The 24,896-nt window shown below is 71.0% G+C and carries 24 protein-coding genes; 11 read left to right on the top strand and 13 right to left on the bottom strand.

The window, feature by feature from the left end; translation table 11 throughout:
• The first annotated feature begins 230 nt into the window (after positions 1-230).
• Complete coding sequence (locus ACIQU3_RS13270) at positions 231-2,270, top strand: HelD family protein (RefSeq protein ID WP_403924882.1); 2,040 nt, start codon at positions 231-233, stop codon at positions 2,268-2,270.
• Positions 2,271-2,351: 81 nt separating this feature from the next.
• On the opposite strand, the gene ACIQU3_RS13265 is transcribed toward ACIQU3_RS13270, so the two are convergent.
• A complete protein-coding gene (locus ACIQU3_RS13265) occupies positions 2,352-3,752 on the bottom strand; it encodes a hypothetical protein (protein WP_403740447.1) in 1,401 nt (466 codons plus the stop codon).
• A gap of 422 nt (positions 3,753-4,174) precedes the next feature.
• Between ACIQU3_RS13265 and ACIQU3_RS13260 the strand changes: the two genes are divergently transcribed.
• The 3 genes from ACIQU3_RS13260 (at position 4,175) to ACIQU3_RS13250 (ending at position 7,373) form a co-directional block, all read left to right on the top strand.
• Positions 4,175-4,468 carry a lactococcin 972 family bacteriocin gene (locus ACIQU3_RS13260; protein WP_403740119.1) on the top strand — a complete coding sequence of 98 codons (294 nt, stop codon included), beginning with the start codon at positions 4,175-4,177 and terminating at the stop codon, positions 4,466-4,468.
• A gap of 68 nt (positions 4,469-4,536) precedes the next feature.
• Positions 4,537-6,636 carry a hypothetical protein gene (locus ACIQU3_RS13255; protein ID WP_403924880.1) on the top strand — a complete coding sequence of 700 codons (2,100 nt, stop codon included), beginning with the start codon at positions 4,537-4,539 and terminating at the stop codon, positions 6,634-6,636.
• Positions 6,633-7,373 carry an ABC transporter ATP-binding protein gene (locus ACIQU3_RS13250; protein ID WP_403740111.1) on the top strand — a complete coding sequence of 247 codons (741 nt, stop codon included), beginning with the start codon at positions 6,633-6,635 and terminating at the stop codon, positions 7,371-7,373. Before ACIQU3_RS13255 ends, ACIQU3_RS13250 begins: the two co-directional genes overlap by 4 nt.
• A gap of 143 nt (positions 7,374-7,516) precedes the next feature.
• On the opposite strand, the gene ACIQU3_RS13245 is transcribed toward ACIQU3_RS13250, so the two are convergent.
• Both ACIQU3_RS13245 and ACIQU3_RS13240 read right to left on the bottom strand, forming a co-directional pair.
• The gene (locus ACIQU3_RS13245) at positions 7,517-8,209 is read right to left on the bottom strand and encodes a copper homeostasis protein CutC (protein ID WP_403740108.1); all 693 of its coding nucleotides are present in this window, start codon (positions 8,207-8,209) and stop codon (positions 7,517-7,519) included.
• Between the two features lie 138 nt (positions 8,210-8,347).
• The gene (locus ACIQU3_RS13240; RefSeq protein WP_403740105.1) at positions 8,348-9,028 is read right to left on the bottom strand and encodes a maleylpyruvate isomerase family mycothiol-dependent enzyme; all 681 of its coding nucleotides are present in this window, start codon (positions 9,026-9,028) and stop codon (positions 8,348-8,350) included.
• 51 nt (positions 9,029-9,079) lie between these two features.
• On the opposite strand from ACIQU3_RS13240, the gene ACIQU3_RS13235 reads away from it, so the two are divergent.
• Both ACIQU3_RS13235 and ACIQU3_RS13230 read left to right on the top strand, forming a co-directional pair.
• Complete coding sequence (locus ACIQU3_RS13235; protein WP_403924878.1) at positions 9,080-9,742, top strand: hypothetical protein; 663 nt, start codon at positions 9,080-9,082, stop codon at positions 9,740-9,742.
• 34 nt (positions 9,743-9,776) lie between these two features.
• Positions 9,777-10,832: a GNAT family N-acetyltransferase gene (locus ACIQU3_RS13230; RefSeq protein ID WP_403925328.1), complete on the top strand. Its 1,056-nt coding sequence runs from the start codon at positions 9,777-9,779 to the stop codon at positions 10,830-10,832.
• On the opposite strand, the gene ACIQU3_RS13225 is transcribed toward ACIQU3_RS13230, so the two are convergent.
• Both ACIQU3_RS13225 and ACIQU3_RS13220 read right to left on the bottom strand, forming a co-directional pair.
• Positions 10,802-11,089: a DUF4031 domain-containing protein gene (locus ACIQU3_RS13225; protein ID WP_403740098.1), complete on the bottom strand. Its 288-nt coding sequence runs from the start codon at positions 11,087-11,089 to the stop codon at positions 10,802-10,804. The genes ACIQU3_RS13230 and ACIQU3_RS13225 overlap by 31 nt on opposite strands.
• 10 nt (positions 11,090-11,099) lie before the next feature.
• Positions 11,100-11,480 (bottom strand): hypothetical protein, encoded by a 381-nt coding sequence (locus tag ACIQU3_RS13220; RefSeq protein ID WP_403740090.1) that lies wholly within the window; start codon positions 11,478-11,480, stop codon positions 11,100-11,102.
• 55 nt (positions 11,481-11,535) lie between these two features.
• Between ACIQU3_RS13220 and ACIQU3_RS13215 the strand changes: the two genes are divergently transcribed.
• Together ACIQU3_RS13215 and murQ are read left to right on the top strand one after the other, a co-directional pair.
• Positions 11,536-12,471, top strand: a complete 936-nt coding sequence (locus ACIQU3_RS13215) for a MurR/RpiR family transcriptional regulator (protein WP_403924876.1) — start codon at positions 11,536-11,538, stop codon at positions 12,469-12,471.
• A 46-nt stretch (positions 12,472-12,517) separates the two neighbouring features.
• On the top strand, positions 12,518-13,450 hold the full coding sequence (gene murQ, locus ACIQU3_RS13210) for an N-acetylmuramic acid 6-phosphate etherase (RefSeq protein ID WP_403740082.1): 933 nt from the start codon (positions 12,518-12,520) through the stop codon (positions 13,448-13,450).
• Between the two features lie 9 nt (positions 13,451-13,459).
• On the opposite strand, the gene ACIQU3_RS13205 is transcribed toward murQ, so the two are convergent.
• The 4 genes from ACIQU3_RS13205 to ACIQU3_RS13190 form a co-directional block, all read right to left on the bottom strand.
• A complete protein-coding gene (locus ACIQU3_RS13205) occupies positions 13,460-13,732 on the bottom strand; it encodes an alpha/beta fold hydrolase (protein ID WP_403925325.1) in 273 nt (90 codons plus the stop codon).
• A gap of 173 nt (positions 13,733-13,905) precedes the next feature.
• Positions 13,906-14,733: a MerR family transcriptional regulator gene (locus ACIQU3_RS13200; protein ID WP_403924873.1), complete on the bottom strand. Its 828-nt coding sequence runs from the start codon at positions 14,731-14,733 to the stop codon at positions 13,906-13,908.
• Complete coding sequence (locus tag ACIQU3_RS13195) at positions 14,726-15,262, bottom strand: VOC family protein (RefSeq protein WP_403924871.1); 537 nt, start codon at positions 15,260-15,262, stop codon at positions 14,726-14,728. Before ACIQU3_RS13195 ends, ACIQU3_RS13200 begins: the two co-directional genes overlap by 8 nt.
• A gap of 128 nt (positions 15,263-15,390) precedes the next feature.
• Positions 15,391-17,388 carry a hypothetical protein gene (locus ACIQU3_RS13190; RefSeq protein WP_403924868.1) on the bottom strand — a complete coding sequence of 666 codons (1,998 nt, stop codon included), beginning with the start codon at positions 17,386-17,388 and terminating at the stop codon, positions 15,391-15,393.
• A gap of 232 nt (positions 17,389-17,620) precedes the next feature.
• Here ACIQU3_RS13190 and ACIQU3_RS13185 point away from each other — a divergent pair, with 232 nt between their 5' ends.
• From ACIQU3_RS13185 to ACIQU3_RS13175, 3 genes are all read left to right on the top strand, one after another.
• The gene (locus ACIQU3_RS13185; protein WP_403740070.1) at positions 17,621-17,761 is read left to right on the top strand and encodes a hypothetical protein; all 141 of its coding nucleotides are present in this window, start codon (positions 17,621-17,623) and stop codon (positions 17,759-17,761) included.
• Positions 17,762-18,011: 250 nt separating this feature from the next.
• Positions 18,012-18,815 carry a hypothetical protein gene (locus tag ACIQU3_RS13180; RefSeq protein WP_403924866.1) on the top strand — a complete coding sequence of 268 codons (804 nt, stop codon included), beginning with the start codon at positions 18,012-18,014 and terminating at the stop codon, positions 18,813-18,815.
• Between the two features lie 13 nt (positions 18,816-18,828).
• On the top strand, positions 18,829-19,398 hold the full coding sequence (locus ACIQU3_RS13175; protein WP_403740065.1) for a hypothetical protein: 570 nt from the start codon (positions 18,829-18,831) through the stop codon (positions 19,396-19,398).
• Position 19,399: 1 nt separating this feature from the next.
• Here the strand turns inward: ACIQU3_RS13175 and ACIQU3_RS13170 are convergent, their stop codons facing one another.
• The 4 genes from ACIQU3_RS13170 to ACIQU3_RS13155 form a co-directional block, all read right to left on the bottom strand.
• A complete protein-coding gene (locus tag ACIQU3_RS13170; RefSeq protein ID WP_403924864.1) occupies positions 19,400-20,959 on the bottom strand; it encodes a carboxylesterase/lipase family protein in 1,560 nt (519 codons plus the stop codon).
• Positions 20,960-21,140: 181 nt separating this feature from the next.
• A complete protein-coding gene (locus ACIQU3_RS13165) occupies positions 21,141-22,268 on the bottom strand; it encodes an NADH:flavin oxidoreductase (RefSeq protein ID WP_403740057.1) in 1,128 nt (375 codons plus the stop codon).
• Between the two features lie 234 nt (positions 22,269-22,502).
• Positions 22,503-24,125 carry a chaperonin GroEL gene (gene groL / locus ACIQU3_RS13160; RefSeq protein WP_403740054.1) on the bottom strand — a complete coding sequence of 541 codons (1,623 nt, stop codon included), beginning with the start codon at positions 24,123-24,125 and terminating at the stop codon, positions 22,503-22,505.
• 335 nt (positions 24,126-24,460) lie between these two features.
• Positions 24,461-24,664: a cold-shock protein gene (locus ACIQU3_RS13155; protein ID WP_010035953.1), complete on the bottom strand. Its 204-nt coding sequence runs from the start codon at positions 24,662-24,664 to the stop codon at positions 24,461-24,463.
• Positions 24,665-24,896: the final 232 nt, after the last annotated feature.

Here is a 24,896-nt window from a genome sequence, read left to right as displayed (position 1 = left end):
GTCGGTCTCGGGACCGAACCTCCCGGGCGTCGCGTACGCCCCTGGACCGACCCGCTCCCCCGAGGAGGAAGGGCCCGTCCCCTAGGGGACGAAAACCGTTCGCGGTCACCACCCCCGCTCCTCTAAGATCTCCGCTCTTGCCCGCCTCCCTCACGGAGCGCCGCCGACCGGACGGAAACCGGCCGGCTTCTCACCGCCCACTCTTCAGCAGGTCCCCCGGAGGCACCCCCTTGTCCACGCCCGTCGACGACCCGCTCGCGCGTGAGCGCTCCCACCTCGCCGCGTCCCGAACCGCCCTGCGTGCCATGCGCGAGGACGTCGAGTCCCTCGACATCAGCGACGTCACCGCGAACTGGGTGAACGCCGAGGTGCTGGCCCGCCAGATCGAGGAGCGCATCAAGACCCTGGCGGATCTCAGCGACACCCCGCTGTTCTTCGGCCGGCTCGACTACCTGCACGCCCCGGGGAGCGAGAAGGCCGAGGGAGCGGAGGGGGAGCGCTTCTACATCGGGCGACGGCATGTGCACGACCACGACGGCGACCCCATGGTCATCGACTGGCGCGCGCCGGTCTCGCAGCCGTTCTACCGGGCCTCCAAGAAGGACCCGATGGACATCGCGCTGCGCCGCCGCTTCGGCTACACCCGCGGCGACATCACGGCGTACGAGGACGAGCACCTGTCGGACCCCGCCGAGGCCTCCCGGACCAGCAAGCTGCTCCAGCAGGAGATCGAACGGCCGCGCGTCGGCCCCATGCGGGACATCGTCGCGACGATCCAGCCGGAGCAGGACGAGATCGTCCGCTCCGGCCTGTCCGGCACGGTGTGCGTGCAGGGCGGCCCGGGCACCGGGAAGACCGCCGTCGGCCTGCACCGGGTCGCCTACCTCCTCTACGCCCACCGCGAGCGCCTCGCCCGCACCGGCACCCTGGTCATCGGGCCGAACCGGTCCTTCCTGCACTACATCGAGCAGGTCCTGCCCGCGCTGGGCGAGTTGACCGTGCAGCAGGCCACCGTCGCCGACCTGGTGGCGCACGTGGAGATCAAGGGCACGGACGAGGTGACCGCGGCCGTCGTCAAGGGCGACGCCCGGCTGGCGCGGGTGCTGCGCCGGGCCCTGTACTCGTACGTCACGATGCCCGCCGAGCCGGTCGTGGTCGTGCGCGGCTCGCGCCGCTGGCGGGTCCCGGCGTACGAACTGGAGGACATCGTCCGCGAGTTGCTCGACCGCGACATCCGCTACGGCGCCGCGCGCGAGGCCCTGCCGCAGCGCATCGCGCACGCCGTGCTGGTGCAGATGGAACGGTCGGGTGAGGCGCCGGACGACCGGGTGCAGGACGCGGTGGCCCGCAACAGCGCGGTCAAGGCGGCCGTGAAGACGCTCTGGCCGGCCGTCGACCCGGCGAAGCTGGTGCTGCGGCTGCTCTCGGACGCGGAGTTCCTCGCGGTCCACGCCGAGGGGATCCTCGACGAGGACGAGCAGAAGGCGATCCTCTGGGCGAGGCCGGCGCGCAGTGTGAAGTCGGCGAAGTGGTCCACCGCGGACGCCGTCCTGATCGACGAGGCCACCGACCTGATCCAGCGCACGCACTCCCTGGGGCACGTCGTCGTCGACGAGGCACAGGACCTCTCCCCCATGCAGTACCGGGCGGTCGGCCGCCGCTGCACCACCGGCAGCGCGACCGTCCTCGGCGACCTGGCGCAGGGCACGACGCCGTGGGCGACGCGGAGCTGGCAGGAGGCGCTGGCCCACCTCGGCAAGCCGGACGCCCTGGTGGAGGAGCTGACGGCCGGCTTCCGCGTCCCGACGGACGTCATCACCTACGCCTCCCGGCTGCTCCCGCACATCGCCCCCGGGCTGACCCCGGTGGCGTCGATCCGCGACAATCCGGGCCACTTCGAGGTCCGGCCGGTCTCCGGCACGACGGACGTGGTCGAGGCCTGCCGCGAGTTGCTGCGCCACGAGGGCTCGACCGGCCTCATCGCGGCGGACGCCCGCGTCCCGGAGCTGGCCGAGGCCCTGAACCAGGCCGGGATCCCGTACCTCGGCCCCGGCGAGGAGACGACCGCGGACACCCGCCTGACCCTGGTCCCGGCATCGCTCGCGAAGGGTCTGGAGTACGACTACGTGGTCCTGGACGAGCCCCGGGCGGTGGTGGACGCAGAACCCGACGAACGCACGGGCCTGCGCCGCCTGTACGTGGCCCTGACCAGGGCGGTATCGGGTCTGACGGTGACCCACACGGCCCCGCTGCCACCACAGTTGGCCTAGGCGAGTCCTTCCCGCCGTCCGCGCCGCCCACCTGGCCGGGGACCTCGGCCGACTGCCCGGGCAGGGTGTCCACGGCGGTGGTCAGCGGGTCGCCGGCCGGCGTTCGTACACCGTCACCCGGCGGCCGCGGATCTGTTCGTCGGCCACCGGGGTGAAGTACTCGTGCAGGACGGCCGTCTTCGCTCTGTCCCGGGCAGTCGTCACCGGGCGGGCCACCCGAGACGCGTCCGTCACCAGGAGGACCCGGTGCTCGGCCAGCAGCGCGGCGCGTATGCGGTCCGGGTCCGCTTCCACGCCCTTCAGGGTGGCTGAGCCCACCGGGGTCTCCACCAGAGCTATGTCCCGAAGACCCGCGAAGGCGTTCGGGGACACGGACTTGGTGTCCCGACGGGCCGACGGTATGAAGAGGACCCCGTTCCCGGTCTGCTTCAGGTGCTGTATTTCCGAGGCCACCGCCAGCACGTCGTCCACCCTGCTCGCCGGCGACCGCTTGGCCAGTGACTGCGGCAGCAGTGCCAGCATCGCCACGGCGAGCGTCATCGGGAGAATGCACCTCGACGCCTGCGGGAAGCGGGGACCGGCCGCCCGTACCGCCGCGTCGACGATGGTCCCGATCAGGAGAGCCAGCCCCAGCATGCTGTAGAGGATGTAGCGGTCCAGGAACAACGGCTGGATCAGCGACAGCGCGATGAGGCCCAGCTGCGGCACCGCCAGCAGCGGCAATCCCACCGCCGCCGATGACAGCCGGCCGGCCCTCGGCCGGTCCAGCAGTGCGCCGACGCCCCCTATCGCCAGCAGAATGCCGGGGCCTATCAGCATGTGCCCGGACAGCGGCGGTATCCAGGACACCTGCCCGGACTGAGTACGGCTGAACACGATCAACGGCAGCGCGCCGGCGGTTGCGCACCCGGCCGCCACCGCCCAGCGAGCCGGTACCGGGCGCCCGGCACGAGTCCAGAGCAGGGTGACGAGGTGCGCCGCCAGGACCATCAGCGAGAGCCAGTTCAGCAGGCCCGTGACGAGGACCGTGCCGCTGTAGGCGGCCCAGTGACGCCTGGGCACCTGCCGTTGCAGGGCGGTCACCAGGAGCAGTGTGGAAACCCCGGCCCCGGCCGCCACCCACGCGTACGACCGGCCCTCCTGGCTGTAGAACTGCACGGCAGGCAGCAGTCCGAGTGCCATCCCACCGGCCAGGCCCGCACCGGCGCCGGCCAGTCGGCGGCCGATGACGGCCACGCAAGCCGCAGCGACCGCCGTGGCCAGCACCGACGGCAGCCGCAGCGTCACGATGCCGGGGCCGAAGCACTCGAACAGGGCGTGCATCAACAGGTAGTAGAGCCCATGGACCACGTCGACGTTGCCCAGCATGCGCCATATCTCCGCCGTCGAGCGCTCGGCCACCTGCCAGGTCGCGGCCTCGTCCCGCCACAGGCTGTCCTGCCGCGTCAGCCCCCACAGACCGCACGTCAGCGTCCACAGCATCGGCAGCAGCCAGACGGCGGCAACGCGGTACGAAACGGTCCGCGCCACGGCTTCCCTTTCCGGCCGGGAAAAGCGGAATGCCGTCTCTAACTTTTGACTGGCCGACATGCGGTGGACTCCCGAGGACAGTTGGCGATGGGGGCCGGATTCCCAGGGTCACCACCGGCCGCGACCCGTAGCACCTTAAGCCAGACAGCGCGGCCGCCGCCGCAACAAACGTGCCTCTGCGGGCCATCACACAGTGGAATCCTGCCACTGTCCGGATTCACCCCCTCACTCCATCTTCCACCTCATGATCCACAGCCTTTCAGCCAACTGGCAGCCGAAAACGATCAGGCTGTTGCGTCGTGATCACTTTCCGTTCAAGATTTGAGGTGTACACGGAAAGTCCACGAAAAACTCATAGTGAGAGGTGACGAGCCATGCACAAGAGAAACGTGGTCAGGGCGGCTGTCGCATCCGCGGCCCTTATTTTCGCTGCGGCCACACCGGCGATCGCCACCACCGTCGACGTGGCCGGCGGAAAGTGGAGCTACGACCAGGGAGCCAACACGGCGTGGTCGAACTTCAAGCACGCGTCGAATTGGCACGCGTCGTCCGTGAAGATCGGCAGCCAGACCTTCAAGAGCGGCTGCACCGCTCCGGGCCCTTGGTCCCTGGCTTCGGGCACGAAGAACGGCGGCAGCATCTCGTACCACTACGACCCCAGCTGCTGACAACCCAGTTATGGGGGCGGGTACTCCTCGCCCCCATGGCTGTTCCCTCATGGATTGACTGATAAGAGATGCTGCATCGAGGCACGAGATTCGTCCACGCCGCGGTTCTCGCCTTCGCCGCAGTACTGTCCTTCCTTTTCGTGCGCGGCCTGGACGAGACGGGAATACTCGGAAACACAGCCCTTGTCGAAGTAATCGACTCCGACGGGTCGAAGAGCGGGACCCAAGTCATCCGGGCCATCGAAAGCTTCTCAGCCGAACACAAGGTCGGGGTAGCCCGCGAGATGCCCGACATGGTGAACCCCGACGGTCTCCGGCATCTGTATCTGACATCCGCCGGAACGTCCATGACCGAGAGCTGGCCGGACGACGGCTATCCGCAGTTCAGCAGGAACCGTGCCACACGCGTGCACCCCATATCCGAGGTCGGAGCACTGGATCCCCGAGGTTCCTACTACGTGTTCGGCACAGCCTCGAACGTGAACGACCTGGTGACCCGGCTCGATGGCCTGGGTCTCACCACGAGCGTGACCCACCCCTTGTCATACGCGGAACTGAGTAGCCGGTACTCGGAAGACCCGCTGTTCCAGGCCTTCTGCGTGGTCGCGCTCGCAGCCGTGACGATAACCGGCGCGAGTGTGCTGCTCAACGCCAGGACGTACGGGGTCCTGCGGATGCAGGGCATGTCGTTCACCGGCATCCTCCTGCGTGACCTGCGGCAGTTGGTGGTCTACTGGCTCGCGGTCGCCGGCACCGTGACGGCGGTGGCACTGGCCTCGCTCGGCCTCTACAACGGCTTCGCCTGGCTCGGCCTGTTCGCCGCGGTGGCCGCGGTGGCCGCCGCCCTCCTGGTCATCCTGGTGCTCGCGGCCCACGCGGCCGTGCTCGCGCTGACCCACAAGGTCGACGTACTGCAGGCGCTCAAGGGCGAGTTGCCCGCACGGGCGGCGTCCCTCAGCGTGTATGCCGTACGCATCCCCGCGCTCCTGCTCGCGCTCAGCATCGCCACGAACGTCGCCGTCGCCGGCCGCGGGGTGCTGATGCGTCTGGACAACCAGAAGGTCTACGAGACGGTGGGCGACGCGGTCTCGATCCGCCTCAGCGGCGCGTTCGCCATGCGCACGGAACAACTGGACGAGCACGTGGGGCCATGGCTGCGCCAGGCCGACCGCGACGGCCGGGTCGTCCTCGCCGGCCGCAGAGACCTCCAGACCTCCGCCCCCGGCGCCCGGCTGCCGTCCGGCGAGTTCCTCGTCGTCAACGACACGTATCTCGCCGAACAGCCGGTACGGGACCCCGCAGGACGCCGCTACACCGCGCAAACCGGGCGGGACAAAGCTCCGGACTCGCCGCCGATACGGCTTCTCGTCCCGGATTCTCTCGCGTCCCATACGGCGGTGATCGCGAAGACGGCGTCCTCGATCATGGCTTCACGAAAAAACCAGAACATCCCGCTCGAGGTAATGAGGAGCAAGGCGGGGCAGCGTCTCTTCGGATACAACACCGGTGCCTACGCCTACAACTCCGGACACGGTCCCGACGAGGACAGGTCCTTGGTGCGCGACCCGGTGATCATCGCCGTACCCAATGGTTCGAGATATCTCACCGACGACGCATACACCACCTATGCCTCCCAGGCGGGAGTGGTCTTCCCCGACCCTGATGACGCGCTGAACGGCATCAAGGCGAACAACCTTCAGGACTACATCAGCGGGATCAGTCCCGTTGGCCAGAAAACCGCCTTGGACCTCAGGAACGCGGTCAGCGAACTACGGCTGCACGTATTCAATCTCATCATCTCCGCCATCATTCTCCTCATCGCCGGTGTCGGTGTTTGCATCATCTATTCCCGCAGAAACGCGCAGACGATTTTCGCGCGACACATCAGCGGCTGGAGATATGTCACCACACATCGTTTCATCCTCGCCGTGGAACTGGCCATCGCAGTGATATTCGCCACCCGGGTGCCTTTTCAGGCATGGCAGCAGGGGAAGGAACTGAAAGAGTATGCGGCCGCCGGTGCGCCGGCTCCTTTTCAACCCATTCATCTCACCGCGCTGGACGCCGGCGTCATCACGACCCTGGTTGCAGTGGAATTCGGAGCGGTGCTGCTCGCTCTCGCGTTCTTTCATCGTCGGATCGTGAAGGAAGGCGCGGCCTCCATATGAACTCCGCAATCACCGGAACTCCCTCGTTCAATTCGGAGAAGATCGTGATCGAGGTCGAAGACCTGTCCAAGTCGTTCGAGTCACGGGTTTTGTGGAGCGGGGTCAATCTCACCGTCGGCCAGGGTGAGATGCTCGCACTCGTCGGCCCGAGCGGATCAGGAAAGTCCACCCTCCTCAACTGCCTCGGACTGCTCGACAGGCCGACCACCGGAGCGATCCGGTACCAGGGGGACGACATCACACGCTTCGGCAGAGGAAGGACACGCCGGTTCCGTCGTGACACCCTCGGCTACCTGTTCCAGCACTACGCCCTGATCGAGAACGCGACCGTCCAGGAGAACCTGGAAGTGGCCGTCAGACCTCGGCGGGAAAGACCGGATGGCGAAGCTCCGGGCATCGCGGAGGCCCTCGACAGGGTCGGCCTGGCGGGCAGGGGCAAGGAACGGATCCACCGTCTGAGCGGCGGCGAACAGCAACGCGTGGCTCTGGCCCGGCTCTTGGTCCAACGCCCGGCGCTGGTCCTCGCCGACGAGCCCACCGGCGCCCTCGACGACGTCAACACCACCGCCGTCATCGACCTGCTCCGCGAGTTGAGCCGAGCCGGGTGCGCCGTTGTGCTCGCCACCCACGACGCCGGCGTCCGGGACCGCTGCGACACGGTCTTCGCCGTACACAGGTCATCACCCGCCGCCACCCCGGCACGCGCGGCGGCCGGCCCGGCCCCGGCCGGTCACTGACTCGCCTGCGCAGTCGGCCCCATGGGGGCCGCGTGGCAGTGCTCCAGCCCCCTGACCACAGTCGCCGAGACGCTGGTGCAGGACCGGACACCTCGCGTGATCCACAGGCCGGAGGCCCGGTCGCAGCAGCGCCGCATACGTCGTCAGCGGGCGTCAAGCGCCGCCCGCCACCGGGCCACCGCCTCCACCGACACCGGTTCGTCCCAACCCCGGGGCCGAGCCGCCCCGCCGATGTGAAAGGCGTCGATTCCCGCCCCCCGCAACACCGGCACATGCTCCAGCCGCAACCCGCCCCCCACCAGCAACCGCTGCTCGTACCCGGGCTCCCCCGACCGCCCGGCCTCCGCGAGCAGTACGGGCAGCCCCTCGTCGACCCCGCCCGAAGCCCCCGCGGTCAGGTACGTGTCGAGCCCCGGCATCCCGTCCAGCTGCTTGCGCAGGGCGTCCCGGTCGGCGGCCCGGTCGATCGCCCGGTGGAACGTCCAGGGGCATCCGTCCAGCACCGCCACCAGCCGCTCCACGGCGGCGAGATCGACCGCGCCTTCGCCGTCGAGGAAGCCCAGCACGAACTCCTCCGCCCCGGCCTCCCGCAGCTTGGCCGCCGTACCGGCGAGCCGGTCGACGTCACCCGCCGCGAAACCGCCTTCGAGCCGGATCATCACCCGCAGGGAGATGTCGACCGCACGCCGGATCCCGGCGACGGTGGCGGTCGGCGGGGTGAGCCCGTCGGCCGCCATGTCGGTGACCAGCTCGAGGCGGTCCGCGCCTCCCGCCTGGGCGGCGACGGCGTCCTCGACGCCGAGGGCGATCACCTCCAGGACTGCACGCTTGCTCATGGGGCCCCTTCGTCGGCATGCGTCGGCGTTCGATGACAGGTCTAGTCCAATCAAAGACTACGCTGCCCATTCGCGCCGATTCCCAAGCCCCCGGGCGGCGATCCCGCGGGCCGGAGCCCCCGGCCCCGGACGCGTGCCTCAGCCGAAGACGTTCAGCTCCTTCGCCTCCACCCCGGCCAGCTCGAACGCGGGCGCCCCGTCCAGCGGCCGCCCCGCGTACAGCCGTACGAGCGTCGGCCCGTCCCCGATGAAGCGGCCCGGGGGCCGTTCCCCGCCGCTCTCGCCGAGCCGCAGAGGCTCGTCCAGGTCGTCGAGGTCGGCGTGCAGCGGCACCTGCCCCCGCTCACGGGTGAGCCGGGCGAGCAGCGCGAGCGCGTCCGGCAGCCCGGCCCCGCCGTAGGCCCCCGGCTCCCCGAAGGCCTCGCGCACGTCCCCGGCGTGCACCCACTCACCGACGGCGAGGATGTCCAGCGTCCCGTCGGCCCGGGCGATCACCGGCCCGGCCGCGGCCATGCCCCGCTCCAGTTCGTCGACGATCTGCGCGTCGCTCCAGTCGGCCCGCTCCGCGATGTCCCGGTCGTTGGACTCGGGTGAGAACACGCCCTTCTCGAACCGGCCCTCCACCACCCGCGTCAGCGCGGACGAGCAGTGCGCCAGCACGTCCCGCACCGTCCAGCCCGGGCACGCGGCGACGGGCCGGGCGAAGTCCTCCCCGGTCCGGCCCCGCAGCAGCGGGATCAGCGCGTCACGCTCGATCGTGAGCAGCCGCCCGGGCTGCTCGGGGTCCCGTACGTCGTGCACATCAGCAGGAGTCGTCATGAACCCCACGCTAGTGCCGCGGCAGGCGAGGTTCGGCGGGAGAATGCCCCCATGGCCGATCTCGACTCCCTGCGCATCCGCTTCGCCCGTGCCCTGGAAGCGGCCCGGGGCCCGGCCGGCGGTCCGGACCCGGCGCCGTACGCCGACAACCTGCTGGCCCGCTGGCAGGAGCCGCAGCGCCGCTACCACACGGATGAGCACCTCACGGCGGTCCTCGACCGCGTCGACGAACTCCAGCGGTACGCGCACGATCCGGACGTGGTCCGGCTGGCGGCCTGGTTCCACGACGCGGTCTACCTGCCCGACCGCTCGGAGAACGAGGAGCGCTCGGCCCGCCTCGCCGAACGCGCCCTCGCGGAAGCGGGTGTTCCCGACGCGAAGACCGCGGAGGTGGCCCGCCTGGTCCGCCTCACCGTCACCCACGACCCCGCCGACGACGACCCCGACGGACAGGTCCTGTGCGACGCCGACCTCGCGGTCCTCGCCTCACCCCCGTCGGCGTACGCCGCGTACACCACGGCCGTCCGCGAGGAGTACCACTTCGTCCCCAGCGACGCCTTCCGCACGGGCCGCGCCGCCATCCTCCGCCAACTCCTGGACCTGCCCCGCCTGTTCCGAACCCCCCACGGCACCACCGAGTGGGAGTCCACGGCGCGCCACAACCTGACCGCCGAGCTGGAAATGCTGTCGCCCCCGCCCCACGACGCCTCGTAGCCTGCCCACCATGTGGACAACGGGAGCGGAACAGGTGGAGCAGGCCGTCGGCGAGTGTGCCGGGGTACTGGGGGCGGTTGCCGGGCGGGACTGGGAGGGTGTGCGGGCCGGACGGCTGGAGTGGAGCTGCCGGGAGACGGCCGTGCACATCGCGAGTGATCTCATCGCGTACGCGGGCCAGTTGGCCGGCCGGGAGCCCGAGGGGTACACGCCCTTCGAGATCTCGCTGGACGAGGGGACCGACAACGCGGGCGCGGTGCAGGTGATCCGCACGACGGGGGCCCTGCTCGCCGCGGCGATCCGCACCACCCCGCGTGACGTGCGGGCCTTCCACCCGTACCCGTTCCGCAGCGTGAACCGTGAGGGGTTCGCCGCGATGGGCGTGGCCGAGGTGCTGCTGCACACGCACGACATCGCCGAGGGACTGGGCGTGGCGTACGAACCGGCGCCCGTACTGTGCGACTTCGTGCTCACCCGGATCTTCCCGCACGTCCAGCCGGGGCCCACCCCGTGGGCGACCCTGCTGTGGGCGACGGGCCGCGGGGAACTGGCCGGCCGTGCCCCGCTCACCGAGTGGCGCTGGAACAACAACGTGGTGATCGGCACCGAGCGGCTCACCCTGGAGGGCGTCACCCCGGCGGCGGCCACCGACCTGTCCACGGTCGGCGAGGGCGGCTTCGAGTGGATCGAGGGCGGCCCGATCGAGGGCACCCGGGTCGGTGCGGGTCTGGTGTACAAGCAGTACGAGGACGGCGTCCACCGGCCGGAGTGGGGCATGTACGTGCTGGTCCGGCGCGAGGACGGCCGCGCGATCGGTGCCATGGGCTTCCACAGCGTCCCGGACGCGGAGGGCCGCATCGAGGTCGGCTACGACCTGGTCGAGGGCGCCCGCGGCCACGGCTACGCCACCGAGGCGCTGCGCGCGCTGTCGCAGTGGGCGCTGGGCCGCCCGGAGGTGCGGACCGTCGTCGCGAACGTCGAGCGGGACAACACACCGTCGCAGAACGTGCTTGCGCGCGCCGGGTTCACCCAGGTCGCCGAGGACCCGGAGCACTTGGCCTACGAGCTGCGCGAGCCTCGCGAGGGATAGCGTCCCTTGGGCCTCCGCAGCCCCGCCGCGTGCAGCAGCCGCACCACCTCGCGGCTGCTGACCTCCACCGCCCCGGCGCGCACCGCGTCGGCGTAGCGCTGCTCGGGGATGTCGTAGTGGTCGCGCTCGAAGGCCCGGCGGGGGACGCCCAGGGCTTCGGCGAAGGTGTGCAGTTCGTCGTAGGAGACGTCGCTGACGAGGTGGGACCACAGGCGGCCGTGGCCGGGCCAGGTCGGCGGGTCGATGTAGATCGTCACGCGGGCCTCATCAGGACGCCGGACCGCCGATGGCCTCGCCCAGCGATCCCACCGCGGCGACCTTCACGCCCGCCTCGCTGCACACCCAGTGCGGGTCGGGCCCCAACTCCGGTTCCACATCGAGGGCGTGCGGGTCGCCGGTGCCGCACACCGGGCACAGCGGCCAGCGTCCGTAGCGCTCCAGCAGGGCGTCCTGGACGTCCTGCGCGACCAGTCCGGCCACGTACCGGGCGCCCTCGGGCCACTGCTCGACCCACCACCGCCGCTGCTTGACGGACTCCTCGACCAGGGAGACGACATCCGCGTCGGCGACGCGGCCCGCGACGAGGTCGGCCAGCACGAGGGCGCGCGCGGCGTGCAGCGCCTGCTCCAAGGGGCTGATGGGATCCATGCACCCATTGTGCGCACTCTTGACCCGAACGCCGCGCCGAAAATATCTTTCATTCGTGACCCGAGACGTGAAGGAAATTTTCGCCCGTGAGCGCGGCGGTCCGTCGGGCGCGAGCGGCGCCCCGCCCGCCCCGGCCGCCCTCGCGGCCAAGGTCCGCACGCTCGGACCGTCGATGACGCGTTCCATGCAGCGCGTCGCCGAGGCCGTCGCGGGCGATCCGGCCGGCTGCGCGGCCCTCACGGTCACGGGTCTCGCCGAGCTCACCGGCACCAGCGAGGCCACCGTCGTACGCACCGCCCGCCTGCTGGGCTATCCGGGTTACCGGGACCTGCGCCTGGCCCTCGCCGGGCTCGCGGCGCAGCAGCAGTCGGGCCGCGCCCCGGCCATCACGACGGACATCGCGGTGGACGATCCGATCGCCGACGTGGTCGCCAAGCTCGCCTACGACGAGCAGCAGACCCTCGCCGACACCGCCGCCGGCCTCGACACCGTCCAACTGGGCGCGGCCGTCGCCGCCCTGGCCACCGCCCGCCGCACGGATGTGTACGGGGTCGGGGCGTCCGGCCTGGTCGCCCAGGACCTCACACAGAAGCTGCTGCGCATAGGCATGCTGGCGCACGCCCACAGCGACCCGCACCTGGCCGTCACCAATGCCGTGCAGCTGCGCTCGGGTGACGTCGCGATCGCCGTCACGCACTCCGGGTCGACGGGGGACGTCATCGAGCCGCTTCGGGTGGCCTTCGAGCGCGGGGCGACGACGGTGGCGATCACCGGCCGACCCGACGGCCCGGTCACGCAGTACGCCGACCACGTCCTCACCACGTCCACCGCACGGGAGAGCGAGCTGCGCCCGGCGGCCATGTCGTCCCGGACCGGTCAGCTCCTCGTGGTGGACTGCCTGTTCGTGGGCGTGGCGCAGCGGACGTACGAGACGGCGGCGCCGGCGCTGTCGGCGTCGTACGAGGCGCTGGCCCACCGGCATCGTTCCTGAGGCAGCCGCCCCGCCCAGCACCGGAAAGACACGGAAAGAGCCGTCCATGACCTCCACCTCCCACCCCCGTGACCTCAGGACCGAGTTGGAGTCCCTGACCACCGAGGCCTTCCGGCCGGAGCTCGCGGACATCGACCGGCTGCCCACCCTCGACATCGCCCGGCTGATGAACGGCGAGGACGCGACGGTGGCCGGGGCGGTGGGGGCGCGGCTGCCGCAGATCGCCGCCGCGATCGACGCCGTCGCGCAGCGCATGGCCCGGGGCGGGCGTCTGGTCTACGCGGGCGCGGGCACGGCGGGCCGGCTGGGCATCCTGGACGCCTCCGAGTGCCCGCCCACGTTCAACACCGACCCCGCCCGGGTCGTCGGCCTGATCGCGGGCGGCCCGGACGCCGTGGTCACCTCGGTCGAGGGCGCGGAGGACTCCCGCGAACTGGCCCGGGCGGACCTGGACGCCCTGGCCCTGACGCCCGAGGACTCGGTGATCGGCATCTCCGCCTCCGGTCGCACGCCGTACGCCATCGGCGCGGTGGAGCACGCCCGGGCCCGCGGCTCCCTCACCGTCGGCCTCGCCTGCAACCCCGGCAGTCCGCTCGCGGCCGCCGCCGACCACGGCATCGAGATCGTGGTGGGCCCCGAACTGCTCACCGGGTCCACCCGCCTGAAGTCCGGCACGGCGCAGAAGCTCGTCCTCAACATGATCTCGACGATCACGATGATCCGGCTGGGCAAGACGTACGGGAACCTGATGGTCGACGTCCGTGCCTCCAACGACAAGCTCCGCGCCCGCTCCCACCGCATCGTGGCCCTCGCCACCGGCGCCCCCGACGACGAGATCGAACGCGCCCTGGCCGCCACCGACGGCGAGGTGAAGAACGCCATCCTGACCCTCCTGGCCGACGTGGACGGCCCGACGGCGGCCCGCCTTCTGGAGGAGTCCGACGGTCACTTGAGGGCGGCTCTGGAGGCTCGCCCGTAGGGCCTGCCGTCAGGCGGGCGCGTGTGCCTCACGCCCCGTGTGGCGGAGGATCTCGTCGGCCAGGTGGTCGTCCAGTTGCGAGGGCAGGGTGTGGCCCATGCCCTCGATCAGGACCAGGCGGGCACCGGGAACGGCCTGGGCGGTGGCTTCGGCATGGGCGGGCGGGAACATCGGGTCCTCGGTGCCGTGCAGCACCAGCGTCGGCGCCGTGACGGAGGCCAGGTCCGCCGTGGAACCCACGCGGGCGGCCCCCGCGTACGCGTGGTTGAGCGCGGCCCGCAGGTCGCATGTCGACCTGACCTCCGTGCACCGCAGCTACTTCACCGGTCTGGCGTCCCGGCTCCGGCCGGCGTCCTAGGTGTGCCGTCCCGGGACGCCGGTGACACGACCCAGTGCCGCGGCAGGCAACGTTCGCCCCGTCGGACAAATTTGCCTGCCGCGGCACTAGGCGCGCTTCACTGCCAGGTCGCGGTGTCCGGGTCGACGCCGTGGGCCCGGGCGTCCGCATCGACGACGCGGCGGAACCACGCGGCGAGGCCGGGGCGGACACCGTCGTAATGAGCGGCGAACCCCGGGTCGTCCTCGTACATGCGCCACAGACAGACCTGCATCTGCCGGGTGAGGGGGAAGTACGCGGCGAACACCTCGCGGTGCCGCTCGACGAGCCGGTGCGCCTCCGGGCCGCCCGGGGCGACACCCGCGTCCATCGCCTCGCCGAGGGCCCGGTCGAGGGCGGCCACCGTGTCGGCGACGGCCTGCCATTCCTCCGGGGTCCGGGACGCCGAGCGTTCGGCGTACTGCTGCCACTGCGTCGTGTGCCCGTAGCGCCGGCGGGCCTCAGCGGGCCAGTCCGGGTTCCACTCGGGCCCGAAGATCGCGGCCTGCTGCTCGACGGTCAGCAGCAGGCCCCGCTCATGTGCGTCGATCATCCGGTCCAGTCCGGCGCTGAGCTGCTTCAGGCGCTCGATCCGCTCGGCGACCCGGGACTTCTGCGCCCGCAGCGCGCCGGGCACGTCCGCGGTCGCGTCGTCCAGGACGACCCCGATCCTGTCCAGACCGAGGCCGATCTCCCGGTAGACGACGACGCGGTGCAGGCGTTCCAGGTCGGCGGCGGTGTAGAGCCGGTACCCGGCGGCCGTGCGCAGTGACGGACGCGCCAGACCGATCTCGTCCCAGTGATGCAGCGCGCGAACCGTCACGCCCAGCCACGCCGAGACCTGACCGACGGTCAGACCGTCGACGTCCGCGGCCGCTACGGCGTCGGCGTCGCTGGCTTCAGGCATGCCCCCCATTGTCGCCGCGACCGATACCGGGCGGGGTGATGCCGACTGCCGCAAGGTTCCGTGCCTCCTCGCTGTCCGGGTCGAACGGTTTGGCCGCCGTGAACACGATCCGCGCGTTCTCGGGCGTGATCACCTCCACGTCGCGGGTGGTCCAGGGGGTGTCCCGGGGACCGTCGACCGAGTCCGGCCGCAGCGCACGGCAGGACTCGGCGAGGGCGTCGACCTCGCCGAGCACACACGCGAAGCTGACGCTCATCGCCGGCGCCCGCTCCGCAACGCTGTCCGCCGCGACGAGGAGGACGTCCTGGAAGGCCCACCGGCGCAGATGCACCAACGTGCCGGGGATGCCGAACAGTTCGAAGAATCCGAGCCCGCGGACCCAGAAGTCCAGCGAAGCGGCCAGATCACTCGTGGGGATCGTCACGAACGCGGGCATCCCGTAGATCCCGCGGAACGGCTCCGGCGGGACGGCGTCGGGGCCGGGGGCGGGCACGGGGCTCATCTCGAACGCGTCGTAGTAGTCGCTCATGCCCTCACCCTCCGGCCTCCCGCAGCGTGAGGGTCAAGCCGGTCCCCTGCCGCTCGAACGGTCGTCGGCGCCCGCGACCGCATCCGCGCGGCCCGCGCCGCAGCCGACCGGAGCGGGACCGGCGCCGGTCAGCCCGGAAGCCCGGCGACCAGCGGCTGCCTCCCCCCGCAGCGTTCCCCCTGCTCCGTCGCGGCCTTCTGCGCCAGGGCGTTGACGGCGGCGTTGAACCGCTGCGCCGAGGTGGGACGGTCCGGGCCCAGGACGTACTCCTTGAGGATCCGGCGCTCGGAGGCCATCGGGTCGCGCCGCGGCGCGCGCACCGAGTCGAGGATCTCCGGCAGCCGGTCACAGTCCCGGTCGAGGAGGTAGGCGCCCCCGGCGGTGGTGTAGGCGGCGCGGAAGGCCTCGTCGGTCAGGCCGTTCGCGTTGGTCAGCACGTACGGCTTGAGGCTCGCCACGAAGTCCGCGACCACGGACGACACATCGCTGATGAGGATGTCGGCCTGGTCGAAGCACTCGTACAGCGACGGCAGTTGCTGCGTGATCACCTGGTGTGCGACGGGGCCCCGGCTCTCCCAGAAGATCCGGTGCCATGCGGCACGCAGCTCGTGCCACTGCGCCGCCCCGTCCGGGCCGGCGACCCGCGCCTCGCGCGTCTGCTGTGCGTCGTCACCGGCGAGCCGACCCGACAACTCGCCGAGCCGGGCCCGGATCTCCGCGAGCCGGGGCCGGGCGGCGGCGAGCGCGGCCTCCTCCGAGGCGCCGTCCCGCCGCTCGTTGTCGGCGCGCAGCAGTTCCCGGATCGTCCGGTCCGCCTCGGCCGCCGCCCGTGAGCGCTTCCCGGTGAGGGGGTGCGGCTTGTAGAGGACCCGTACGTTCTGCGCGAGCAGCTTCTCCACCAGCGGCACGCCCATCGGGATCAGGGACGTGTGGCAGTCGTCGTCGCTCCAGCCCTCCCAGGTCGGCGCGTACAGCACGGTCGGCAGCGGCCCGGGCACGTGGTCGGAGTGCAGCCGGATCGACGACAGCTGCGGGCGGCCCACCTCGACGATCGCCTCATCGCTGATGGCGTGCCGCACCCGCTGGTAGCGGTCGCGCCCGGCCCGTCCGGCCACCCAGATCTCGTCGTACACCTTGCTGACCCGGTTGCTGCTGGCGAGCTTGTCGCTGTCGCCGTGCCCGATGAACACGTGCTTGGCCTCGGCGACGCGCAGCATGTGCACGTTCTTGCCCGCGTTGCCCGGGTAGAGCACGACCCGCATCTCGGGCAGCTCCAGCTGTGCCACGTCGTCGGCCTTCGGCACGCACACGACCGGGATCGACGTACGGCTGAGGTAGCGGAACGAGGCCCGCTCCCGCAGGATGATCAACGGCCGCCGCTCCAGCTGCTCCAGCGTCTCGATCCACATGTTGACCTGGTACATGAAGTCCCGGGAGACGGACGCGAAACTGAAGTAGAGCGCCACCTCCGGCCGGTACACGGCGAGTTGGCGGTTGACCTCGGCGATCACCTCGTCCCCCGACGGCATCCGGCGGGCCCGGCGAAGCTGCCCGAGCAGTGCCGCCACGGCCGCGACCGCGAGCCCGGCGGTGAGCGCGAAACCGACGCCGGCGGGCTGCCAGGTCCCCGCCGCGAGCGCCGCGAGCAGCCCCGCGTGGGCGGGCAGGTCCAGGTGCAGCAGCTTGCGCAGGAACCGCCGGTAGAGGAGCGCGGGCGGCGACTGCGGAATGCCCGCCCCGCTCATGTCGAGGTTGCGCACCACGACCGGCAGTGTGCGCCGCCGCCGGATGGCGTGGTGCACCGCCGTGTACAGCACCACCAGGGTGAAGTGGGCGGCGAACACGGCCAGCGCGGCGACCAGGACCGCGCCCGGCGCACCCATCCGGTCGGCCAGCGCGAGCAGCATCACCGTCCGTACGGCGAACCGCATCGTGCGGGTCAGTTGCAGCGCGGCCAGCCTCCGCACGAACGCGGGGGAACGCGTGTGCAGCACCTCGTCCACGGCGTACGTCACGGCCGAGGCGACGGCGAAGCCCCACAGCCACGGGAGCAGTGCGAAGACGGGCAGCGCGGCGAATCCGGCGGCGAACAGGAACACGAGCAGAAGGTCGGTCTTCCCGCGCACACGCAGGACACCACACAGCCAACGGAACGTCATGGGGAGTGCTTTCTCTGGGAAAGGACGTGTATTTCCGGAGTGGCGTGCGGTGGGGCGAACGCCGGGTGTATGCGCGATACGCCTGTTCGACGGCATGGGCGGGTGAATGGTTGTACACCTGCCGGCCACTATTACTTCACCGTGACTCGGGCTCCCGGTTGACCTGCCGCACGGGCAGTGAGCGCAGTACGTCAGTCAGGTGCTCGGCCGTTCGTACGTTGCACTGCCCCAACTCGACCAGCACGAACGGCTCGTCACTCGCGCCGGTCGCCCGAAGCTCGTGTTCCGGGCCGCCGCCCGGTCCGTTTTCGTCGAGAACCTCAAGGACGAGACGGCCTGAGCTTCGGGACCCGGGCTTCGAGCCCTTCTTTCAAGGAACGGGGGGAGGGCCTCAACCCGCCCACCCACTCCGAGAGTTGACGTGACGCATCCGGTTTGCCACGGACAGTCACCTGCCTCTACCGTTCCTGGACAAGCAACAGCCCCCGCCCGGTGCGCCAACACCTGCGGGGGCTTAACCAACGAGATCGAGGAACGTCGATCCCATGGCTGAAGCCAACTTTAGTGGTGCCTTCCCCTCCGCGCACCCCATGGCGGGACCGGGCTACGGCAAACGCACGACCCCTTATCAACTACGGGGCACAAACCACGACTTCTCCCACCTCCCACCCCGCGAAGCCGCCATCGCCGCCTACCTGGACCGGCTCCCCGACGGCGCAGACATCTCCGTGAAGACGCTGGCCAAGCACCTCCCCTACGGCCAGTGCGCCCTCGGCACCGCCCTCAACCGGATCCAGCAGGCGGGCCACCTGCGGCGTGGCCGGGAGTGCATCACGGCCGACGACGGCAGCTCCCGCTGGATCACCCGTTCGTGGTGGTCCCGTAGCGCCCGGGATGACGACTGGTGGGCCGCCTTCACCCGCGGCGACGTACCGCAGCAGACAGCACGCCCCACCCGCTCCCGCGCCCACATCCTTCTGGCCGCCCTCGGCCGCACCGCACCCGTCCTGTCCCTCTCCCAGGCGGACTGCGCGACGCTCGCACCACTGGTGACGGACTGGTTCGAGCGAGGCGCCACGGAGGAGGACGTACTGCGGGCGCTCACCGCTGGCCTGCCGACACCCGTGCACCACGCCGCCGCGCTGGTCCGCAACCGTCTGACCAGCAAACTCCCGCCGCCACCGGCCCCACCTCCGTCTCTCCGAGTCCTGGAGTGCGCGAACTGCGGCGCCCCAGGACGTCCGGAAACCCTGCCCGGGGGGCGTTGCAGCGCCTGCCGTGGGGAACGCGCCCCCTCACGACCCCCCGCACCTCTGCCCGCCCTCGCGGTTCACGACCGCGCGGCCGGGATCCGGGCGTCGATGTCCCTGCGCCGCCGTGCGGACGCCGACTGAGGACAATGGAGTCATGAACCACGCCCAGCTCACCGCCCTAGGCCGTGCCCTCCGGCTCCTCGGGGAGCACGGGGAGGCTCTCTCCACCGACACCCCGGACGGCAGACTGCACGAGGTCAAGGCCGATCTGAAGCGCGCGCTGGACCTGCTGGAGGACAGCGTGACCACGGCGGCGCCCAGTACCCGCTGCCCCGAGCATCCGAACGGCCCCGTCGACGAGGCCGCGCCCGATCTGTGCCTGCTGTGCGAGACGCGGCGCAGGGCGGCCCGCCGGGCGGAGTTCAACGGCCCCGCCCCCCAGCAGCAGCCCGCCGAACCCGCGCCGTCCCGCTACGGCGTGCGCGGCGACCGCCCCCAGCCCCAGCAGCGCTGGCTGGCGGAGCTGTGGAACGGCCAGGCCTGGCAGCTGTGCGGCACCCCGCGCCGGGACCGCCGCGAGGCGGAGCTGTTCATCGCGGCCCAGCGCAAGGCGCCCCGGGCCGCGATGGCGTACCGCCTGGTGCACGAGTTCACCGACTACGAGGTGCTGCGGGTGTGGGGGACGCCGATACGGATCGACATCGAGCCCATGGGCAACCTGTAGATCACCCCAGCAGCGGCAGCGGCCGGAAGTCGTACCCCTCCCACAGCCGCCGCGACGCCTCCTCCGGGTACGCCCGCACCTCCGGCTCCGCGTCCAGCACCTGCACCAGCCGCCGCTCGTCGTCGTACGCCGGCCAGCCCGGGTCGCCCGAGCGTGCGAAGGACGTCCAGGACGCGCGGAAACGGGACGACAGCGAGAGCGCCTCGGCGGACGGCTCCGAGCCCGCGAACAGCAGCAGCCCCAGGTCCGCCCCGTACGTGCCGAACAGCAGCGGGATGTCCAGGGCGTGGCACGCACCCAGCGCGCCGCCGTTGCCCGGCGCCGGCCAGGTCAGTTCGTAGACGTGGGCGCGTCCGCCGCCCGCGCGCTGCGCCTCGGCCAGGTGCAGGGAGGGCATGCCGAACAGCCAGTCCGTCTGGACGCGTTCGTGCAGCTCGGACGGGGAGGCGTCGGGGAAGGCCGCGCGATAGGCCTGTTCGCCGTCGGGGCCGGGGGCGAACAGGCGCAGGGCCGAGGCCGCCCGCTCGTCCGTGATCTGGCCGAGCCGGCCTGCCATGGCGAGGAACAGGCGGTATTCGTCGCGGTTGTGGCCGACGAGCAGCTCGATGTCCTTCGCGGACCCCGACCTCAGCGCCTGCCACGGGCTCGTCGGCAGTACCTCGCCGTCGACCACCGGCGAGAACGGTGTGACCGTCGGTGCCGCCTGGCCCCAGCGGTCGATGTTCCGGGGCATCTTCGGGCCGAGCGTCTCGCCCGCCGAGGTCAGCTTGCGGGGGGCGATCCCCGACAGGTCGGCGACCGTGGGGCGCAGACCCAGCTCCGCGGCGAGGGCCGTGCCGATGTCGCGGGCCAGGGCGTCGGAGAAGAACGTCCCCGGCACGCTCTGCGCGATCGCGCGGTGGAACAGTCCCGCTGCGCGCGGCATGGCGAGCAGCGAGGCGACCGAACCGGCGCCGGCCGATTCGCCGAAGACCGTGACCCGGCCGGGGTCGCCGCCGAAGGACTCGATGTTGTCCCGCACCCACTCCAGCGCGGCCACCTGGTCGAGCAGTCCGCGGTTGGCGGGGGCTCCCTCGATGTGGGCGAAGCCCTCCATGCCGACGCGGTAGTTGAGGGACACGACGACGAGGTCGCCGTCGGCCGCGATGCGGCGGGCGTCGTAGCCGGGGCTGCCGGCGTGGCCGAGCTTGTAGGCACCGCCGTAGATCCAGACCATCACCGGGCGGCGCGCGTCCGGGCCGGGCTCGGGGGTCCAGACGTTGACCGTGAGCCAGTCGTCGCCCTGCGGCACGTCGATCAGACCCGGGCCGCCCATCAGGCCGAGATCCTGCGGGGGCGGCGGGCCGAAGGCGTACGCGTCGCGTATGCCGTCCCACGCGGGGGCGGGCCGCGGGGCCTGGAAGCGGGCCTCGCCCACCGGGGGTGCGGCGAAGGGGATGCCGCGGAAGACGGCGAGGTCCTCCTCCCTCCGTCCGCGCACCGCTCCGGCAGTGGTGCGCACCACCGGGCCGGGCTGTTCGGAGGGGCCGCCCACCGGGGGGCGGGAGTCGGTCGTCGTCACTGAGGTCTCCTCACGGGGTGCCGGCGAACAAGCGTCCGTTCAGTCTCCTTGACTGACGCAAGCGGATCCAGGCACCCCGTGAAGTGGCGGGTCAGCTGAGGGTCTTCAGCGCCGCCACCCCCGTGAGGTGGGCGGGTCAACTGAGGGTCTTCAGCGCCGCCACCCCCGTGAGGTGGGCGGGTCAGCTGAGGGTCTTCAGCGCCGCCGGGCTGTACGGGGCCAGCTCCTCGAAGCGGCCGTCGAGCACCTTGCGGGCCCACTCGGGGTCCTGGAGCAGGGCGCGGCCGACGGCGACCATGTCGAACTCGTCGCGCTCGAAGCGGTCCAGGAGGTTGTCCAGGTCGCCGACGTCGGCGCTCTCGCCCTGGAAGGACCTGAGGAAGTCGGTACCGTCCAGGCCGACCGAACCGACGGTGATGGTGGGCTTGCCGGTGAGCTTCTTGGTCCAGCCGGCCAGGTTGAGGTCGGAGTCCTCGAACTCGGGGACCCAGTAGCGGCGGGTGGAGGCGTGGAAGGCGTCGACGCCGGCGGCGGCCAGCGGCGCGAGGATGGACTCCAGCTCCTCCGGGGTCTCGGCGAGGCGGGCGCGGTAGGCCTCCTGCTTCCACTGGGAGAAGCGGAAGATGACGGGGAAGTCGGCGGAGACGGTCTCGCGGACGGCCGCGACGATCTCCTCGGAGAGCTTGGCGCGGGCGACCCGGTCGCCGCCGTAGGCGTCGGTGCGGCGGTTGGTGCCCTCCCAGAGGAACTGGTCGAGCAGGTAGCCGTGGGCGCCGTGCAGTTCGACACCGTCGAAGCCGATGCGCTCGGCGGCGGCCGCGGCCTCGGCGAACGCGCCGATGACGGCGTCGATGTCGGCCTGCGTCATGACCTTGCCGGTGGGCTCGTCGGCGCCGATGCGCAGGCCGGAGGGGCCGACGGCCGGGGCGTCGGCGACCGGGGGCTCACCCTGGTTGCGGACCATGCCGATGTGCCACAGCTGGGGCACGATCGTGCCGCCCACGGCGTGCACCGCCTCGGCGACCTTCGCCCAGCCCGCGAGCTGCTCGTCGCCGTGGAAGCGCGGCACGCTGTCGCTCTGCCCGGCCGACTCGTGGCCGACGTAGGTGCCCTCGGTGACGATCAGGCCGACTCCGGCGGCGGCGCGGCGCGCGTAGTACGACACGACGTCCTCGCCCGGCACACCGCCGGGGGAGAACATGCGGGTCATCGGCGCCATCACGATCCGGTTCGGAACGGTCAGGCCGCCCAGCGATACGGGCCGGGACAGGATTTCGGCGGCGCGGGAAGCGGAGGCGGCGACAGTCACGTGAGGGCTCACTTTCGGATACCAGGGGGTATGTGCATACGCATGGGACCGACCTCACCCTCAACCATCCGGTCCCGCCCCGCCATCCCTCACCCGCTGTGATCCCGGACACGCCGCGGCTCCCGAACGGGACCCGCCCGCACGCGAGGGCCCCGGGCACGCCGAAGGGCGGCACCTCCTGCCGGAACAGGAAGTGCCGCCCTCGGTAAGGACGTTGATCAACCCTCAGGTCGATCAGAAGTCCATGTCACCGCCCGGCATGCCACCGCCGGCGGGCGCGGCGGCCTTCTCCGGCTTGTCGGCGATGACGGCCTCGGTGGTGAGGAACAGCGCGGCGATGGAGGCGGCGTTCTGCAGAGCGGAACGGGTCACCTTCGCCGGGTCGATGATGCCCTCGGCGATCATGTCGACGTACTCACCGGTCGCGGCGTTCAGGCCGTGGCCGACGGCGAGGTTGCGGACCTTCTCCACGACGACGCCGCCCTCGAGACCACCGTTGACGGCGATCTGCTTCAGCGGGGCCTCCAGCGCGAGCTTCACGGCGTTGGCGCCGGTCGCCTCGTCACCGTCGAGCTCCAGCTTCTCGAAGACCTGGGAGGCCTGCAGTAGGGCCACGCCACCACCGGCGACGATGCCCTCCTCGACGGCCGCCTTGGCGTTGCGCACGGCGTCCTCGATGCGGTGCTTGCGCTCCTTGAGCTCCACCTCGGTGGCGGCACCGGCCTTGATGACCGCGACACCGCCGGCGAGCTTCGCCAGGCGCTCCTGCAGCTTCTCGCGGTCGTAGTCCGAGTCGCTGTTCTCGATCTCGGCGCGGATCTGGTTGACGCGGCCCTGGACCTGGTCGGCCGAGCCGGCACCGTCGACGATGGTGGTCTCGTCCTTGGTGATGACGACCTTGCGGGCCTTGCCCAGCAGGTCGAGCGTGGCGTTCTCCAGCTTGAGGCCGACCTCCTCGGAGATCACCTCGCCGCCGGTGAGGATGCCGATGTCCTGCAGCATCGCCTTGCGGCGGTCGCCGAAGCCCGGGGCCTTGACGGCGACGGACTTGAAGGTGCCGCGGATCTTGTTGACGACCAGGGTCGACAGGGCCTCGCCCTCGACGTCCTCGGCAATGATCAGCAGCGGCTTGCCGGACTGCATGACCTTCTCGAGGAGCGGCAGCAGGTCCTTGACGTTGCTGATCTTCGAGTTGGCGATCAGGATGTACGGGTCGTCGAGGACGGCCTCCATACGCTCCATGTCGGTGGCGAAGTACGCCGAGATGTAGCCCTTGTCGAAGCGCATACCCTCGGTGAGCTCCAGCTCCAGACCGAAGGTCTGGGACTCCTCGACGGTGATGACGCCTTCCTTGCCGACCTTGTCCATGGCCTCGGCGATGAGCTCGCCGATCTGGGTGTCGGCGGCGGAGATGGAGGCCGTGGAGGCGATCTGCTCCTTGGTCTCGACGTCCTTCGCCTGCTCCAGCAGGGCGGCGGAGACGGCCTCGACGGCGCGCTCGATACCGCGCTTCAGGGCCATCGGGTTGGCGCCGGCGGCGACGTTGCGCAGGCCTTCCTTGACCAGGGCCTGGGCGAGAACGGTCGCGGTGGTCGTACCGTCACCGGCGACGTCGTCCGTCTTCTTGGCGACTTCCTTGACCAGCTCGGCGCCGATCTTCTCGTACGGGTCCTCGAGCTCGATCTCCTTGGCGATGGAGACACCATCGTTGGTGATCGTGGGCGCGCCCCACTTCTTCTCGAGGACGACGTTGCGGCCCTTGGGGCCGAGCGTCACCTTGACGGCGTCCGCGAGCTGGTTCATGCCGCGCTCGAGGCCGCGCCGCGCCTCCTCGTCGAACGCGATGATCTTGGCCATGTGAAGTGGTCCCTCCAGGACTGGGGGTGATTACTTCGGACCGCGCCCGCGCCCGCGACGGACGGCTCGCTCGCCTCGTGGGTTCCTTCCCCCACGTGGCCTGCGGGCCTCACCGACCCGGTCCTTACGTTGTCACTCTCACCTTCAGAGTGCTAACGCAATGATTAGCACTCGACCCCTGCGAGTGCAAGCGCCTCCCGGAGACCGGGCGGGGGCGTCAGCCACCCGCGAACACCGCCCCGCATCCTCTTCGAACAGGCCGAAGGGCCCGCACCCCGGGGGGTACGGGCCCTTCTGAGAAGACCGGTTGCTGACGCCTTGGTCGTGGTGCGCGTTCAGGCAGAGACGCGAACCATGTCGGCCTGCGGTCCCTTCTGACCCTGCGAGATCTCGAACTCGACCCGCTGACCCTCTTCAAGGGTGCGGTAGCCGTCCATCTGGATCGCGCTGTAGTGGACGAAAACATCCGCACCACCGTCGACCGCGATGAAGCCGTACCCCTTCTCCGCGTTGAACCACTTGACGGTGCCCTGAGCCATGCCTAACTCCCCTATTACTGGCCCTTGCACAGATCCACACTTCGCGGACCCGGGTCAGACCTCACCCCCCACGGTTGGGGGCGTGCGCCGGAACGCGTCGACCGCGGCTGAATGTATCTGTCCAACTGCCGTCTGCAACAGGTCAATCGGACGAGAATTCTGGACGCACAGGGTCCGGAATGTGGGGAGAATTCGCCCGAATCCAGGGCAAGTCGGGCCACGCAAAGGTAAC

The sequence above is a fragment of the Streptomyces sp. NPDC101110 genome, from assembly GCF_044759525.1.
In the GTDB taxonomy this organism is placed as follows: domain Bacteria; phylum Actinomycetota; class Actinomycetes; order Streptomycetales; family Streptomycetaceae; genus Streptomyces.
This window is presented reverse-complemented; position numbering and strand designations above follow the sequence as displayed.

What these genes read in the sequence shown, in the direction of transcription:
- ACIQU3_RS13195 (WP_403924871.1), bottom strand. Translation starts at nt 15,262, where the DNA reads ATGAGCGACTACTACGACGCGTTCGAGATGAGCCCCGTGCCCGCCCCC.
- ACIQU3_RS13155 (WP_010035953.1), bottom strand. Translation starts at nt 24,664, where the DNA reads ATGGCTCAGGGCACCGTCAAGTGGTTCAACGCGGAGAAGGGGTACGGC.
- ACIQU3_RS13245 (WP_403740108.1), bottom strand. Translation starts at nt 8,209, where the DNA reads ATGAGCAAGCGTGCAGTCCTGGAGGTGATCGCCCTCGGCGTCGAGGAC.
- ACIQU3_RS13220 (WP_403740090.1), bottom strand. Translation starts at nt 11,480, where the DNA reads ATGGATCCCATCAGCCCCTTGGAGCAGGCGCTGCACGCCGCGCGCGCC.
- ACIQU3_RS13235 (WP_403924878.1), top strand. Translation starts at nt 9,080, where the DNA reads ATGGCCGATCTCGACTCCCTGCGCATCCGCTTCGCCCGTGCCCTGGAA.
- ACIQU3_RS13260 (WP_403740119.1), top strand. Translation starts at nt 4,175, where the DNA reads ATGCACAAGAGAAACGTGGTCAGGGCGGCTGTCGCATCCGCGGCCCTT.
- ACIQU3_RS13240 (WP_403740105.1), bottom strand. Translation starts at nt 9,028, where the DNA reads ATGACGACTCCTGCTGATGTGCACGACGTACGGGACCCCGAGCAGCCC.
- ACIQU3_RS13180 (WP_403924866.1), top strand. Translation starts at nt 18,012, where the DNA reads ATGGCGGGACCGGGCTACGGCAAACGCACGACCCCTTATCAACTACGG.
- ACIQU3_RS13175 (WP_403740065.1), top strand. Translation starts at nt 18,829, where the DNA reads ATGAACCACGCCCAGCTCACCGCCCTAGGCCGTGCCCTCCGGCTCCTC.
- ACIQU3_RS13250 (WP_403740111.1), top strand. Translation starts at nt 6,633, where the DNA reads ATGAACTCCGCAATCACCGGAACTCCCTCGTTCAATTCGGAGAAGATC.
- murQ (WP_403740082.1), top strand. Translation starts at nt 12,518, where the DNA reads ATGACCTCCACCTCCCACCCCCGTGACCTCAGGACCGAGTTGGAGTCC.
- ACIQU3_RS13255 (WP_403924880.1), top strand. Translation starts at nt 4,537, where the DNA reads ATGCTGCATCGAGGCACGAGATTCGTCCACGCCGCGGTTCTCGCCTTC.
- ACIQU3_RS13200 (WP_403924873.1), bottom strand. Translation starts at nt 14,733, where the DNA reads ATGCCTGAAGCCAGCGACGCCGACGCCGTAGCGGCCGCGGACGTCGAC.
- groL (WP_403740054.1), bottom strand. Translation starts at nt 24,125, where the DNA reads ATGGCCAAGATCATCGCGTTCGACGAGGAGGCGCGGCGCGGCCTCGAG.
- ACIQU3_RS13265 (WP_403740447.1), bottom strand. Translation starts at nt 3,752, where the DNA reads ATGCTGTGGACGCTGACGTGCGGTCTGTGGGGGCTGACGCGGCAGGAC.